The following is a 13,285-nucleotide window of genomic DNA, read 5'->3' as shown; positions in this document are numbered from 1 at the left end:
CAAAAAGGTCAGCCGATTAAAGCTGACCTTTGTCTTTATACCTAAAAAATCACAAGAAAACGAAGAAAATCATACCGACAATGGCGCCCGTCGTCCCTAAGATAGTTTCCATTACCGTCCACGTTTTTAGAGTCTGCGCTTCAGTTGCACCAGTAAATTTACCAAACAACCAGAAACCTGAGTCATTAACATGACTTAAAATCAATGAACCACCGGAAATACAGATTGATAAAGCAGCAAGCTGCGCACCTGAATACCCTAATTCACTGATAACGGGTAAAACTAAACCTACCGCTGTTAAGCACGCAACCGTTGCAGAACCTTGGATAACACGTACAGCACCCGCTAAAATAAAACAGGCTACCGCAATAGGTAAACCCGCGCCGATTAGCGAATCCCCTAGCGCTGGACCAACACCTGAATCCACAAGAATTTGTTTGAAAACACCACCAGCCCCAGTCACCAACAGGATAATCCCCGCAGGTTGGATCGCCGCAGAACAAACTTCCATCAATTTTTCTTTATTCATGCCATAACGGAAACCTAAACCATATATGGCAAGCAAGCATGCAAGTAATAAAGCAGTGAAAGGATGACCAATAAATTCGAGCCAATGTTCCAGAGTTGAGCCTTTCTCAACAAAATGAGTCCCAATTGTTTTTAAACCCACCAAAACTAATGGAAATAACACTAAACATAAGCTGAACCCAAAACTTGGCATTTTGCCATGTTCTGTATTTGGTGCTTTATAATCCGCAGGAATATCAATGTGTACAAACTGGCTAATAAATCGCCCATATAGAGGACCCGCTAGGATCATACTAGGAATTGCAGCACATAGACCAATGAGAATCATCCAGCCATAATCTGCGCCCATTTGTGAAGCAACCAGCATCGGTGTCGGCCCAGGCAACAAGAATGCCGCAGCGGCAGCAACCCCAGCAAATAATGGGATAGCTAAACGGACAACGTTATGCCCAGTTCGATTTGCCACTGCAAATACCACACCGATTAACAGCACTATGGCGACATCAAAAAATAATGGCAGTGCACAAATTAACCCTGCGATACCTACCGCATAGTGCGCATGTTTCTCACCGAAAAGGTTAAGTAACTTATTCGCAACCTGATCTAATGCCCCTGTTTCATGCAGGATTTTGCCAAACATTGCCCCTAATGCCACAACAATAGCAAGGAAACCTAGAGTCCCAGCCATTCCTTTTTGCATCGTCTCGGTTATTTGTTGAACTGGCATTCCTGAAAACAACCCTGCACCAATTGACACTATCATCAGTGCAACAAAAGCATGTAGGCGTGCATACATGACTAAAAACAGTAATAAAACTACCGAGCCAACCGCTGTGAGTACCAATGTTAATGTGCTAAGCGTCTCAACCGTGCTCATGATTTTTCTCCCGCGACAATTTGTTTAATCGTTAAGCAGGTATTACCGATGACATCTTCAAGAGTTTGGCGAATATCAACTATATGAACATCAGTTTCCGCTGCATTGGGTTCTTCTAAGGCTGCAAATTGTGTTTTTAACATTTCAGGTTTGAAGAAATGCCCTTTACGGGCTTTTAATCTTTCTTCAATAACCTCTGAATCCCCTTTTAAGTAGATAAAAAATAAATTTTTATTGTCTTCTCTTAATATATCTCGATATTTTTTCTTTAATGCTGAACATACAACTAAAGAAATAGAATTTGTTCTCTGCATAGCAAAAATTGCCTGGTTTAATGCGACTAACCAAGGTTGGCGGTCATCATCATTTAGCGCATGACCCGATGCCATTTTTAAAATATTTGCTTTAGGGTGCAGAAAGTCGCCATCAAGAAAGGCGGCATGTAATTCCTGAGCAACGCCATTTGCTACTGCAGATTTACCGCTACCCGATACCCCCATTAGTACAAATGCATAGTTTTGTTGTTGGGTATCACTCATAGGAAACTCCTCAGGCATTCAAAATTATTCTGGCTTTTAATTAATACCGTTATGTTACCGGTAACAAGTTACGGGTAACATTATCAGCAGTGAGGATTTATTTAGCAATCAAATTGGCGAAGAAGAGAACGGATCTGTGATGATTATCTCAATCTGAGTTTAGTGAAGATAGGCAAAGAAAAAAGAGGCACTAACAATATAGAAATTTAAAAGTATGTTTTATTTTAAATTTCAATTAACCCATCTTTAATATTCATCTAAATAATTCGTGGTGTCGCTAGGCGGCAAACGAGCCAAGCCCTAGGAGCATACTCCAGTATGTGACTAGGGTTGGTGAGTGCAGCCAATACTTTTAGTGCATACGCCGAAATTTAGCTTTAAGGCTATATTAAACCACACTATTTCCCTAAATAATTCGAATTAGAGGTAGGCGGCAAATTGAGGATATCTCAGGGAGCATACATAAGTATGTGACCTGAGTAGCCGAAAGCAGCCAACACCCCTATAATTTGAAGTATGACGGGAAATAATTAGATGCTCTCGCCCGTGAGTAGAGAAAACCCCACATCAAAATGTGTCTCCGTCAGCTTATTCCCTGACATTCTCGCCAGCAACACTTCTGCGGCTTTTCGCCCCATAAGGTCCCTTGGCGTCAAAATACTGGCTAATTTCGGTGTCATGACTTGCCCCACATCGTGACCATGGAACCCCGAGATGGCAAGGTCTTCCGGAATTTGAATACCTAAGCGCTGGCATTCAAAAATAGCGCCTATAGCCAAGTCATCATTAGTACAAAATAAGCCATCGGTATCAGGGTACTTAGCGCGACACTCATGCAATAATTGAGCACCTAGTGAATATGATGAACTGACTTCTGTCATCAGATTACGCGGCTCAAGGTTGGCATCCAACATTGCTTGCTCATAGCCTTTTAAACGAATAAACGTACGCTCATCGTGCCTTGCCCCCAAATACACAATATGACGACAACCGCGTTCGAGCATCGCTTGAGTCATTTGGCGAGAAGCTTCAAAGTTATCAATCCCCACGGCAGTATCTAAACAAGGGGAAACGCTATCCATAATTTCAACCACAGGGATCCCTGAAGTTTTCAGCATGCGAAGCGTCCGTTCCGTATGGGTACGCTCAGCTAAAATCACCCCATCGATATTATAAGAAAGTAACGACATCAGCCGCTCCTCTTCTTTTTCAGGCAAATAGCCATAGTGTGCCAGCATCGTTTGATAACCATGACAGTCAGTGACTGCCTCGATACCTCGGATCACCTCAGCAAAAACTTGGTTGGTCAATGAAGGTAATAGCACCCCAATTGCATGGCTTGTTGCATTTGACAATATATCAGGAGCTTTATTAGGTATATACCCTGATATTTCAACAGCTTGAGCAATTTTTTCACGCAGAGATTCCGAAACTTGCTCTGGGTTTCGTAAAAAACGGCTCACCGTCATTTTTGTCACGCCAACTTGGTCGGCAACATCCTGCAAAGAAGGTCTTTTTTTCTTCATAATTCCAAAGTGATATCCCATTCGTTAACGGTGCTATGTTCTGCGATCTTTTGCTGGATAGCAATCTTTGTTGCTGATTCACATCACATAAACGTCGATTTTTCCTAAGAACGCCATTTTTGTGGTTGACTCTCTATCATGACTCCGTTAATTTTCGCGTTATATAATTATTATCATAACGAATAGATTAAATTTAAATATGGCCATAAATCGTAGGCATTTTATTAAATTGAGTGCCGTTCTCGCTACTTTTTACAGCTTACCGAGTTTTGCACAAACTCGTTATAAAGTTGAACAAGCCCTATTTGGTAAACTCCCCGCGCCAAACAATATTCAACGGGTAATAAGTTCAGGCCCACCTTCAGACTTATTACTGTTTGCACTTGTCCCTGAAAAAATGGTCGGGTTCGCTTCTATCTCCCTAAAAAAAGGGCAAACTGGCCTTTTCGCTCCACAGTGGCTTGAATTACCTGTTTATGGTCGTTTAGCGGGTCGTGGTAGCACATTATCCCTTGAACAACTGTTGTCCTATAACCCAGACCTAATTATTGACACTGGAAATATAGACGAAACTTATCGCTCACAAGGAGAGAAAGTCGCCAAACAAACAAATATTCCTTATTTATTAATCTCTGGGGGGCTACAAAACTCACCGCAACAACTCACTCAGCTAGGTGAAATCCTTGGTGCCATTCCACAAGCCCAAAAGCTCAGCCACCTTGCTCAGCGGTACCTAGATGATGCGATTTCATTTGCGAGTAAAAACCGACAAAAACCACTGAGTTTTTACCTTGCACGCGGAGCAAAAGGTTTAGAAACCGGTGCTAAAGGCTCAATTCATACTGAAGCCATTGAAATGCTTGGGTTACATAATGTTGTAGATATTCCTAACTTCCATGGTCTTACCACAGTTTCGATGGAACAACTATATCAATGGAACCCAGATATCATTATAACGCAATATGAAGAAGCCATTGGGTTTATGACGACCTCCCCGTTGTGGAAAGGCTTAAATGCGATTAAAAACAATAAATTACTTATATTCAGTGGAATGCCATTCGGCTGGCTAGATGGGCCTCCAGGCATTAACCGCCTACTCGGCATGAGGCGATTACAAAGCCATTTTGATAAAAATATCGCAATACACATTAAATCCGATATTACCGAATATTTTGAGCTTTTTTATCATTCATCTTTAACGCCGGAGCAAGTTGACTTGCTGATAGAAAAATCATGAATGAACGACTTAATAAAGGCGCAAAACCCTTCATATTAGTTATTATTTTACTTATCAGCTTGGTTATTGCCCTTACAAGTGGTAAGTACTCACTTACTTTCAGTGAGCTTTATCACCTGCTTGTGAACCCACTTTCATCACAAACAACATTGAACGACCTTCGTCATGAAACAGTTTTTTGGCAAATACGCTTCCCTCGTACATTGGCCGCGATTTTAATTGGTGGTGGGCTTTCTATTGCAGGAGCTGCATACCAAGGAATGTTTCGTAACCCCTTAGTTTCCCCTGATATTTTAGGTGTTTCCGCAGGGGCTGGTGTCGGGGCGGTTATCGGGATATTCTTCGGTCAATCACTATTTTATATCCAGCTGTTTGCGTTTATTGGTGGCCTAATTACCGTTGCCTTAGTTTGCTTTATTGCTCACTTAGCAAGGCAACATGACCCAATCCTCTCGCTAGTTCTCGTCGGAGTTGCGGTCAGTGCTATTTGTGGCTCCGCTATCTCTTTAATGAAAATCCTTGCAGACCCCTATACACAACTACCTTCTATCACATTTTGGCTACTTGGCGGCCTATCTTCCATTACGCAAGAAGACTTAATATCCGTCTTGCCACTCATGGTCATTGCTATCATCCCACTATTGCTATTGCGTTGGCGTATGAATTTACTCAGCTTATCGGATGAAGAAGCCAAAAGTCTCGGGGTCAATGTCAGTTTGACACGCGCCATTTTCATTATTTGTGCCACGTTACTCACTGCAAGTGCTGTTTCTATTGCAGGAATTATTGGCTGGATTGGCTTAATTGTTCCGCATATCACCCGAATGATAGTGGGTGCTAACTTTCGTTATCAGCTTCCTGCCTCAATGGCGATTGGGGCAATCTTACTGCTTATTACTGATACACTAGCTCGGACTATTGCAGCAATCGAACTTCCATTAGGGATCTTAACTTCTGCCGTCGGCGCTCCCTTCTTTTTGGCTATATTATTACAAACTAGGCGGGTTAAATGAGTATTATGACCCTAAAAAATGTCGCTATTGGTTATCATCACACTGCAATAATTGATGACATCAATCTTTCTTTGCCTGAAAAAGAAATTACCTGCCTACTAGGAGCCAATGGGTGTGGCAAAACAACACTAATGAAAACCATCTTAGGTTTGCTGCCCGCGATCAGTGGTGATATTTCACTGAATAACCGCTCTCTAAATTCACTATCACAGCGTGATATCGCGAAAGTAATTGCTTACGTACCTCAAGCACACGATACCCCTTTCACCTTCAACGTATTAGATATGGTAATGATGGGGCTCACCCCGCATATTTCATTATTTTCTGTACCCAGTAATGCCGAAAAAAACTTAGCACTTCAACAATTAGAGCGGCTCAGCATTCCACACCTTGCAACTCGACTGTACAGCACATTGAGCGGGGGGGAAAAACAGTTAGTATTGATAGCAAGAGCCTTGATACAAAGGCCATTACTCTTAATTATGGATGAACCTGCAGCTAGCCTTGATTTTGGTAACCAAATACGCCTACTTGAACAAATTGAAAAGCTTAAATCCCATGGTATGACGATATTGATGTCAACTCACCACCCACAACATGCTGCGGCGGTCGCTGACCATGTTATCTTGCTTGATAAGCAACACAGAGCAAGGCAAGGGATATCAAAAAGTATGTTAACACTTACTAACTTGGCAGCACTTTATAATGTGGATGAGCAAAGTATTGAAGCTCACTTCCAATTTCCATCATCATTTTCTTGTTAAGGTCAGGGATCATGTTAATTAACCAAATTGATTTCGCAAAAATGTACCAGCAACATATGCAGCAGGCACAACGCACCCGTAAAGAACCTGAGCATTGGGATAAAAAAGCCCAACAAATGGCACAAAATTGTGCCAATCCAAATGACCCATATTTGGTTCAGTTTCGTGAGTTAATGGATTTTACTGGGGCTCAAAGCCTACTGGATGTCGGCTGTGGCCCAGGCTCTATTAGCCTGTGTCTCGCCAATCAATTCAAAGAGGTCATTGGTATTGATTACAGTGGTGGCATGCTGGAAATGGCGAAAATTCGTGCAAAAGAGCTCGGCATTTCCAATGCCCACTTTGAAAAATTAGCGTGGGAAGATAACTGGGACACTCTGCCTAAAGTGGATATTGCCGTCGCTTCCCGTTCGACATTAGTGGATGATTTAAAAACCGCGCTGCTAAAACTCAACCGCCAAACAAAACTGCGCGTTTACACCACTCATACTATCAACCCAACCTTTATTGATGAAAATATTATTCGAGAAATTGGTCGCGAAGTAATACGTTTACCAACTTATATTTATGCAGTGAATATCCTACACCAAATGGGTATTAATGCCCGTGTAGACTTTATTAAGAGCCCGAATCAAGGCGGTTTTGATAGCTTTGAAGCCTTTGCCGATAGCGTCAATTGGTCACTAAAAAACATGACGCCGCAAGAAACAGAAGCTCTGTATCACTACTATCATGCACGAACTGCGTCAGGTGAGAAAATTCCTTATCCATCAAGAGATTGGGCGATGGTCTCATGGGATGTTGTCGATGAGGCCGATTTAACATTATGATTTATTTACCTGATGCATTAATCGACCAATTGCTGTTGGATGATATCCAATACGGCGACCTGACCACTCGCGCCTTAGGGCTACACTCCCAACTTGGTGTAATGACATTTTCCTCTAAACACGGCGGCTGTATTAGTGGGCTCCACATCGCCAAACGCATGTTAGAAAAACTCGGTATCCGTTGTGAGTGCCATTTTCAAGATGGCCAACACGTTGAACCTCAAAGTATTCTAATTCGTGCTACTGGGCCTATTGAAGCTCTGCATCAGGGCTGGAAAGCCACACAAAACGTGCTCGAATGGTGTTGCGGTGTGAGTCACTATACTCAGCAAATGGTCAGTATCTTGAAACAATATCAACCTAACGCACAGCTAGCCTGTACGCGAAAAACAATCCCAAACACTAAGCCCCTTGCCTTAACTGCGATTTTGGCGGGGGGCGCTATTGTTCATCGAGCAGGTAGTGCTGAAAGTATCTTGTTATTCACCAACCACCGGCAGTGCCTTGAACAACCAGATGATTGGCATACACATGTAAAAACATTGCGCCAAAACGCCCCCGAAAAACTGATTATTGTTGAGGCCGATGACTACCAACAGGCCGTTTTGGCGATTGAGGCACAGGCCGATATTGTGCAACTGGATAAACTCCCACCTGACCAAATTCAGCAATTACAAAAACTCGTACAGCAGCAACATTCTCCTTGCCAGTTATCGATTGCAGGGGGAATTAATTTAACAACCATTGAAGAGTTTGCCCAAATAGGTGTGCCGTTGCTAGTCACATCAGCTCCCTACTATGCGGCGCCTCGAGACATAAAAGTGAACATTTTTAAACAATAACCGAAAAAGTTCGCATAAAAAAAGCTATTTGCCAAAAACAGCCTACCCCGTAGGCTGCATTAACTTATGGCTAATCACGCATATCGTTATATAAAAAACAATGTATCGAAATTAATGAAACGGGAAAGACATAATGAAAATAAAACAAATAACCTATTTGGTTGGGATGGCTTTATTCACAGCGCAAGGGCACGCCGCCTCAGTTAACAGCGAAAAAAATACTGATGTAATGTCAGTTTGGAGTACACCACTTGCTGCGGATGCGAATATCATCACGCAAGAGCAAATGACACAGTTGAATAAAACCAACGTGGCACAAGCATTGAGTACCATGCCAGGGGTTTCTATTCAAAAGTCAGGGAATCGTAACGAAACTCAAGTTAATGTGCGAGGTTTTGATAGCCGCCAAGTCCCTATCTTTTTTGATGGGGTCCCAACGTATGTCCCTTATGACGGCACCCTTGATCTTGGGCGTTTTATGACTAGCGAACTCGCGAGTGTTGAACTCTCTACAGGCTATACCTCATTACTGCAAGGGCCTAACTTGATGGGCGGTGCGATTAACTTAACGACCGCTACACCTAAAAAGCCATTTGAAGCCAATATCAACTTCAACCAAGGCTTTGCCCGCGGTGCAGATAACGCTCACAATATTAGTGCACGCTTAGGTGGCCGTAACGACCTAGGTTTTATCCAAGTTAGCGGTAGCCAATATAAGCAGCGTTTTATGGGAATACCAGATGCAGAAAATAACAATCCATTAGCAGGTAGCAATGGTCGCCGCCCGAATTCAGCCACAGATGATAAACGTATGATGGTAAAAGTCGGTTGGACACCCCGCGAAGCCGACGAGTATGTGATTACTTACCTAAAACAAGATGGTGATAAAAACAGTGCACCGAGCGTTACCAGTAAGAAACAACAAATTTGGCAATGGCCTGCCTATGATAAAGAAAGCATCTACTTCAATAGTACAACTCAAATAACTAATGATATCGCACTACAAAGCCGCCTATATCACGATACCTTTAAGAATACACTCCATCAATATAAGTCTGTGAAAGACTATAAGAAAGGTACTTACAACTACAGTCGTTATGATGACTATAGCAATGGTGCCGATATGCGTGTTGACTTCACGGTGCGTGAATTAGATATGCTTTCATTTGCCGCACACTGGAAAGAAGACATACACCGCGCTAGGTCTAAAAGAGATATGCCATTCGACCGCTATAAAGATAATACCTATTCCATTGCTACGGAATATCAATGGGTTGCGACTGATAAGCTAGATATTGTCGGCGGTATTGGCTATGACTGGCGCAAAAGTGCTGATAGTAAACGTTATGATTATAAATCAGGCGACTTTAATACCTATGATGGAAATAACCAACATGCATTTAACTGGGAAGTGATGGCTCGCTACCACTTAACGAATGAAGATACCATCCAATTTTCTGTGTCAGAAAGAAGCCGTTTCCCAACGCAAAAAGAGCGTTATACAAAAAACAAAATGAAGAGTGATGATTCCTTCGTTATTAACCCTCACCTTGATGCAGAGCGTGCCCTTACCTACGACTTAACCTACAAAGGATATGTCACACCACAATGGACCTATACAACCAGTGTTTACTATAACCACGTTTCGGATGCCATCATGGCACACCATATTGGCAAAAATGCTGATGGCGGTGATTTGCTACAAAACCGCAATAGTGGCAAAGTCGACTACTTTGGCATTGATGTAGGAACAACAGGGCAAATCACCGATTGGTTAGAAGCAGGCTTAAGCTACGGCTATATTCATGCTGATCCAAAACACTACAGTGTCAAACATGTCGCCGAGCTACCTACCCACAAAGCCTTTGCTTGGGTGAAATTGACTCCTTACGAACCGTTTAGCATTACGCTTACCGAAGAAGCAAGAAGTTGGGCATTTAACTATGTCGATAATGACAGCAAAGTACGTGGGTTCGCCAAAACTGACCTTCGTTTCGATTATGAATTAGGGAAAGGTATTTCAGTCAACACCTCTGTAAATAATCTATTTGATAAATCCTACGAATACACCAATGGCTATATAGAAGAAGGTCGTAACTATTGGTTAGGTATTGAATATAAATACTAACATTTAATATATTAGGCAGAGGTTTAATCCTTTGCCTAATATAATTTAATTAAAAATTATTTTATATTAAAAATAAAAACCACTAATATTAAGTGTAATTACCTAGGAATATTCCCACAAAACAGCCCCTCTCCACACTTTAACATCTTTAAAGATTTTTATGTTTTTTTAACAATAATCATGATTATTTTATAGATTTTAAAATCACCATAAAAAATATACTTAGTTTAAAATAACAATAAGCACTTTAATTCAATAAATTTACCAATAAATCACAAAAATGCTCATCTAACAATACTTGAAGTTAATTGATTCCCTATTTAGACTATAAGAATAAGAATAAAAACCAAAAAAAATAACTTAGCTTAAATTAATTAAGTCTGATGTTAAAAATTTACATCTTTATAGAATTCTGCTATTTCAACATTTAATTTAGAGAGAGCAAACAGCATTTATGAATTATTCACATGACTACACTATTGATGAAAAGTATATTTTTGAGCAAAATTCAAGTTTAATTTATTTAAAACTTGACCGCAGTCAAAATATCGAATTATCAAAACCAGCGTCTCGATTGTTCGGTGAGATTATTTCATTAAATCTGAAAAAAGGAATCGCAACACGAGATGAACTTCTTACTAATGTGTGGGAAGAGTACGGTCTTGTAGGTTCAAATAATAATTTAAACACTTACATCAGTGAAATAAGAAAAAAACTTGAGCAGATTGGCATTGATCCTAAATCAATCGTGACGGTACCTAAAAAAGGGTTCCGTCTTGATAGTCATATTTCTATCCATGAAAGTGAAATTATCGATACCGAAAATCAATATGATGAGATCATCTATAGTCAAAAAAAACATACACATATAGAACCCCCTATTTTGGCTCCTAATATTATTACAATGGATTTAGATAATAAAGAAACAGCAATAGAACTCACTCAACCCCCAATTGGAAAACAAAAGACAATCACAATACATAATCATCAAATCAAAAAAGCACAAAAGAATAAAAAATCTATAAAATTATTGCTACTAACAATATCAACATTAGCAGCGTGTTATTTAGTCTATCTATCTATTTATAATCTATCACCGAAACCTGACACCACAAATGGCTATTTAACATTAAGTAATCGAGGGAAATGTGTGATACAAACTCCCCTTGATATGATAGGAAAAACTTCAGATGATAATATTACTTTCATAAAAGCTAAACTCGATAAATATAATATATCCTGTGATGAACCTAAAAGAATAATTCTTTTATCTGATTTAAGCAGGTCATATTCAGTTGATAAAAACCTTTCTATTAGTATCTGTAAAGAAATGAATAGCAAATATGATTGTGTATCAATTAACGATCAGAGAATTTAAATGAAAAAATATATTGTCGTCTCATTAATTTTAGTGAGTTCAGTGACTATTGCATCGTATCTTGTAAAAAAAGAAAAAAGTGATATAAAAATCTGTAATTCTGAAATTGTATGGATTAAAGATGATGGCACTCAAAGTGGGCTAAATTTACAATCTAAAGTTACAATTCAACTTGCAGAAGATAGTCATGGTAGAATGAACATGTATGGTTATATTAAAAACCATGAATTCACATATCGGTTAAATAGGGCTATCTACTTTAATTATCAACAAATTGACTATAAAGGTAATTTCTCCATAAACTTTACCTCTTTTTCCATCACTTCATCAGATAATACCCCTCCAGAAGTATTTTCCAATTTTATCCAACTGGAACAAGATAAAATAAAGTATTATGTAAATATCACTAAGATGGAAGATAATATTTATATCCTAAAAGATGAAGCGTATTCTTCTTTTACCTGTAATATACAGTGATAAAAAAAAGCCTACTAATTATAGTAGGCAAAACCGTCAACATGGGAAATCGTTTTAATACAATCAGTAAGATATAAAATAAATAAACCAGAATAGAAAAATAAAAATTAAATTACGGGCCAAACATCGCTACTTGTGGAACACCATCAGGGCCAATCGTTCCGCGGAACATTCCCTTGGTATTAAATTGCATAACAAAATTACCTTGATTATCCACTGCAATAATACCGCCACTTCCTCCCATATCTTTCACAGAATTCAACGTATTTACCGCTGCTTCTGCTAATGGGGTATTACGATACTTTATTTGAGCCGCCACATCATAAGCCGCCAGCGCACGAATAAAAACTTCACCTAGACCCGTGGTTGAAATTGCAATCGTATTATTATCCGCGTAGGTACCCGCACCAATAATTGGTGAGTCACCAATGCGGCCATAATGTTTATTTGTACTTCCACCAGTCGACGTTGCTGCTGCTAAATTACCCCGAATATCGACAGCCACTGCCCCCACCGTGCCATATTTGTAGTCATACATCAGTGGATCTTGATATAAAGCAGCATCAACGCCTTTTTCTTGGTCAATTTTATGACTAATTTCTTTAACCTTTTTTAACTGTTCAATACGTGATTCAATAATAAAATAAGATGGGTCAACAATATCTAGCCCCTCAGATTGTGCAAATTGCTCTGCACCGACTCCCCCCATCATGACGTAAGGGCTTTTTGTCATCACTTTGTATGCAGCCATAATTGGATTTTTAATATTAGAAACGCCTGCAACTGCCCCTGCTTTATGATCACGTCCCTCCATAATCGAAGCATCTAACTCAACTTTATTATCAACGGTCAATGAAGAACCTCTACCTGCATTATAAAGAGGCGAATCCTCCATAATGATCACCGCGGCTTGGACAGCATCCAAACTATCTCCACCTTTAGATAAAATATCATATCCAGCTTGCAGGGCTTCGGTTAACTTAGCTTCGTGTTCTTTTTGTATATCATAAGAAACTGATTTTGAGATGATATCTCCAGCCCCACCGTGAATAACGAGACGGAAGTTATTCTTATCTATTGCCATTGCAGATATAGGTAAAATAAATAGAGATAAATAAAAAACACTAACCTTCATTTTTAATTCTA

12 protein-coding genes are annotated in these 13,285 nt (G+C 39.9%); 8 read left to right on the top strand and 4 right to left on the bottom strand.

Translation table 11 applies throughout. The features are described 5' to 3' along the window. Window positions 1-49: 49 nt before the first annotated feature. From gntU to gntR, 3 genes are all read right to left on the bottom strand, one after another. Window positions 50-1,405, bottom strand: a complete 1,356-nt coding sequence (gene gntU / locus P3L56_RS02360; RefSeq protein WP_210831544.1) for a gluconate transporter — start codon at window positions 1,403-1,405, stop codon at window positions 50-52. Continuing rightward, window positions 1,402-1,944, bottom strand: coding sequence for a gluconokinase (gntK, locus tag P3L56_RS02355; protein WP_042848493.1), 543 nt, complete (start codon window positions 1,942-1,944; stop codon window positions 1,402-1,404). Before gntK ends, gntU begins: the two co-directional genes overlap by 4 nt. A 530-nt stretch (window positions 1,945-2,474) precedes the next feature. Continuing rightward, the gene (gene gntR, locus P3L56_RS02350; RefSeq protein ID WP_129466983.1) at window positions 2,475-3,470 is read right to left on the bottom strand and encodes a gluconate operon transcriptional repressor GntR; all 996 of its coding nucleotides are present in this window, start codon (window positions 3,468-3,470) and stop codon (window positions 2,475-2,477) included. Window positions 3,471-3,669: 199 nt separating this feature from the next. On the opposite strand from gntR, the gene P3L56_RS02345 reads away from it, so the two are divergent. The 8 genes from P3L56_RS02345 (at window position 3,670) to P3L56_RS02310 (ending at window position 12,139) form a co-directional block, all read left to right on the top strand. Beyond that, window positions 3,670-4,707 (top strand): ABC transporter substrate-binding protein, encoded by a 1,038-nt coding sequence (locus tag P3L56_RS02345; RefSeq protein WP_042848496.1) that lies wholly within the window; start codon window positions 3,670-3,672, stop codon window positions 4,705-4,707. Continuing rightward, complete coding sequence (locus tag P3L56_RS02340; protein WP_071547650.1) at window positions 4,704-5,720, top strand: FecCD family ABC transporter permease; 1,017 nt, start codon at window positions 4,704-4,706, stop codon at window positions 5,718-5,720. Before P3L56_RS02345 ends, P3L56_RS02340 begins: the two co-directional genes overlap by 4 nt. Beyond that, entirely contained in the window at window positions 5,717-6,484 is a 768-nt protein-coding gene (locus P3L56_RS02335) for an ABC transporter ATP-binding protein (protein ID WP_048608794.1), read from the top strand. The genes P3L56_RS02340 and P3L56_RS02335 overlap by 4 nt, the downstream gene beginning before the upstream one ends. 11 nt (window positions 6,485-6,495) lie before the next feature. Continuing rightward, window positions 6,496-7,314 (top strand): class I SAM-dependent methyltransferase, encoded by an 819-nt coding sequence (locus P3L56_RS02330; protein ID WP_048608796.1) that lies wholly within the window; start codon window positions 6,496-6,498, stop codon window positions 7,312-7,314. Further along, entirely contained in the window at window positions 7,311-8,156 is an 846-nt protein-coding gene (gene modD / locus P3L56_RS02325) for a ModD protein (RefSeq protein ID WP_042848502.1), read from the top strand. The genes P3L56_RS02330 and modD overlap by 4 nt, the downstream gene beginning before the upstream one ends. Before the next feature lie 133 nt (window positions 8,157-8,289). Continuing rightward, window positions 8,290-10,284, top strand: a complete 1,995-nt coding sequence (locus tag P3L56_RS02320; protein WP_198861105.1) for a TonB-dependent receptor plug domain-containing protein — start codon at window positions 8,290-8,292, stop codon at window positions 10,282-10,284. A gap of 454 nt (window positions 10,285-10,738) precedes the next feature. Further along, window positions 10,739-11,662: a transcriptional regulator gene (locus P3L56_RS02315; RefSeq protein ID WP_198861104.1), complete on the top strand. Its 924-nt coding sequence runs from the start codon at window positions 10,739-10,741 to the stop codon at window positions 11,660-11,662. Beyond that, window positions 11,663-12,139 carry a FidL-like protein gene (locus P3L56_RS02310; protein ID WP_166685594.1) on the top strand — a complete coding sequence of 159 codons (477 nt, stop codon included), beginning with the start codon at window positions 11,663-11,665 and terminating at the stop codon, window positions 12,137-12,139. It abuts the gene before it with no gap. Window positions 12,140-12,251: 112 nt separating this feature from the next. On the opposite strand, the gene P3L56_RS02305 is transcribed toward P3L56_RS02310, so the two are convergent. Beyond that, entirely contained in the window at window positions 12,252-13,274 is a 1,023-nt protein-coding gene (locus P3L56_RS02305) for an isoaspartyl peptidase/L-asparaginase family protein (protein WP_166685595.1), read from the bottom strand. Window positions 13,275-13,285: the final 11 nt, after the last annotated feature.

The sequence above is a fragment of the Providencia sp. PROV024 genome (genome assembly GCF_032709665.1).
In the GTDB taxonomy this organism is placed as follows: Bacteria; Pseudomonadota; Gammaproteobacteria; order Enterobacterales; family Enterobacteriaceae; genus Providencia; species Providencia huashanensis.
Note: the sequence above shows the minus strand (reverse complement) of the source record. Positions and strands in the feature narration are given on the sequence as shown.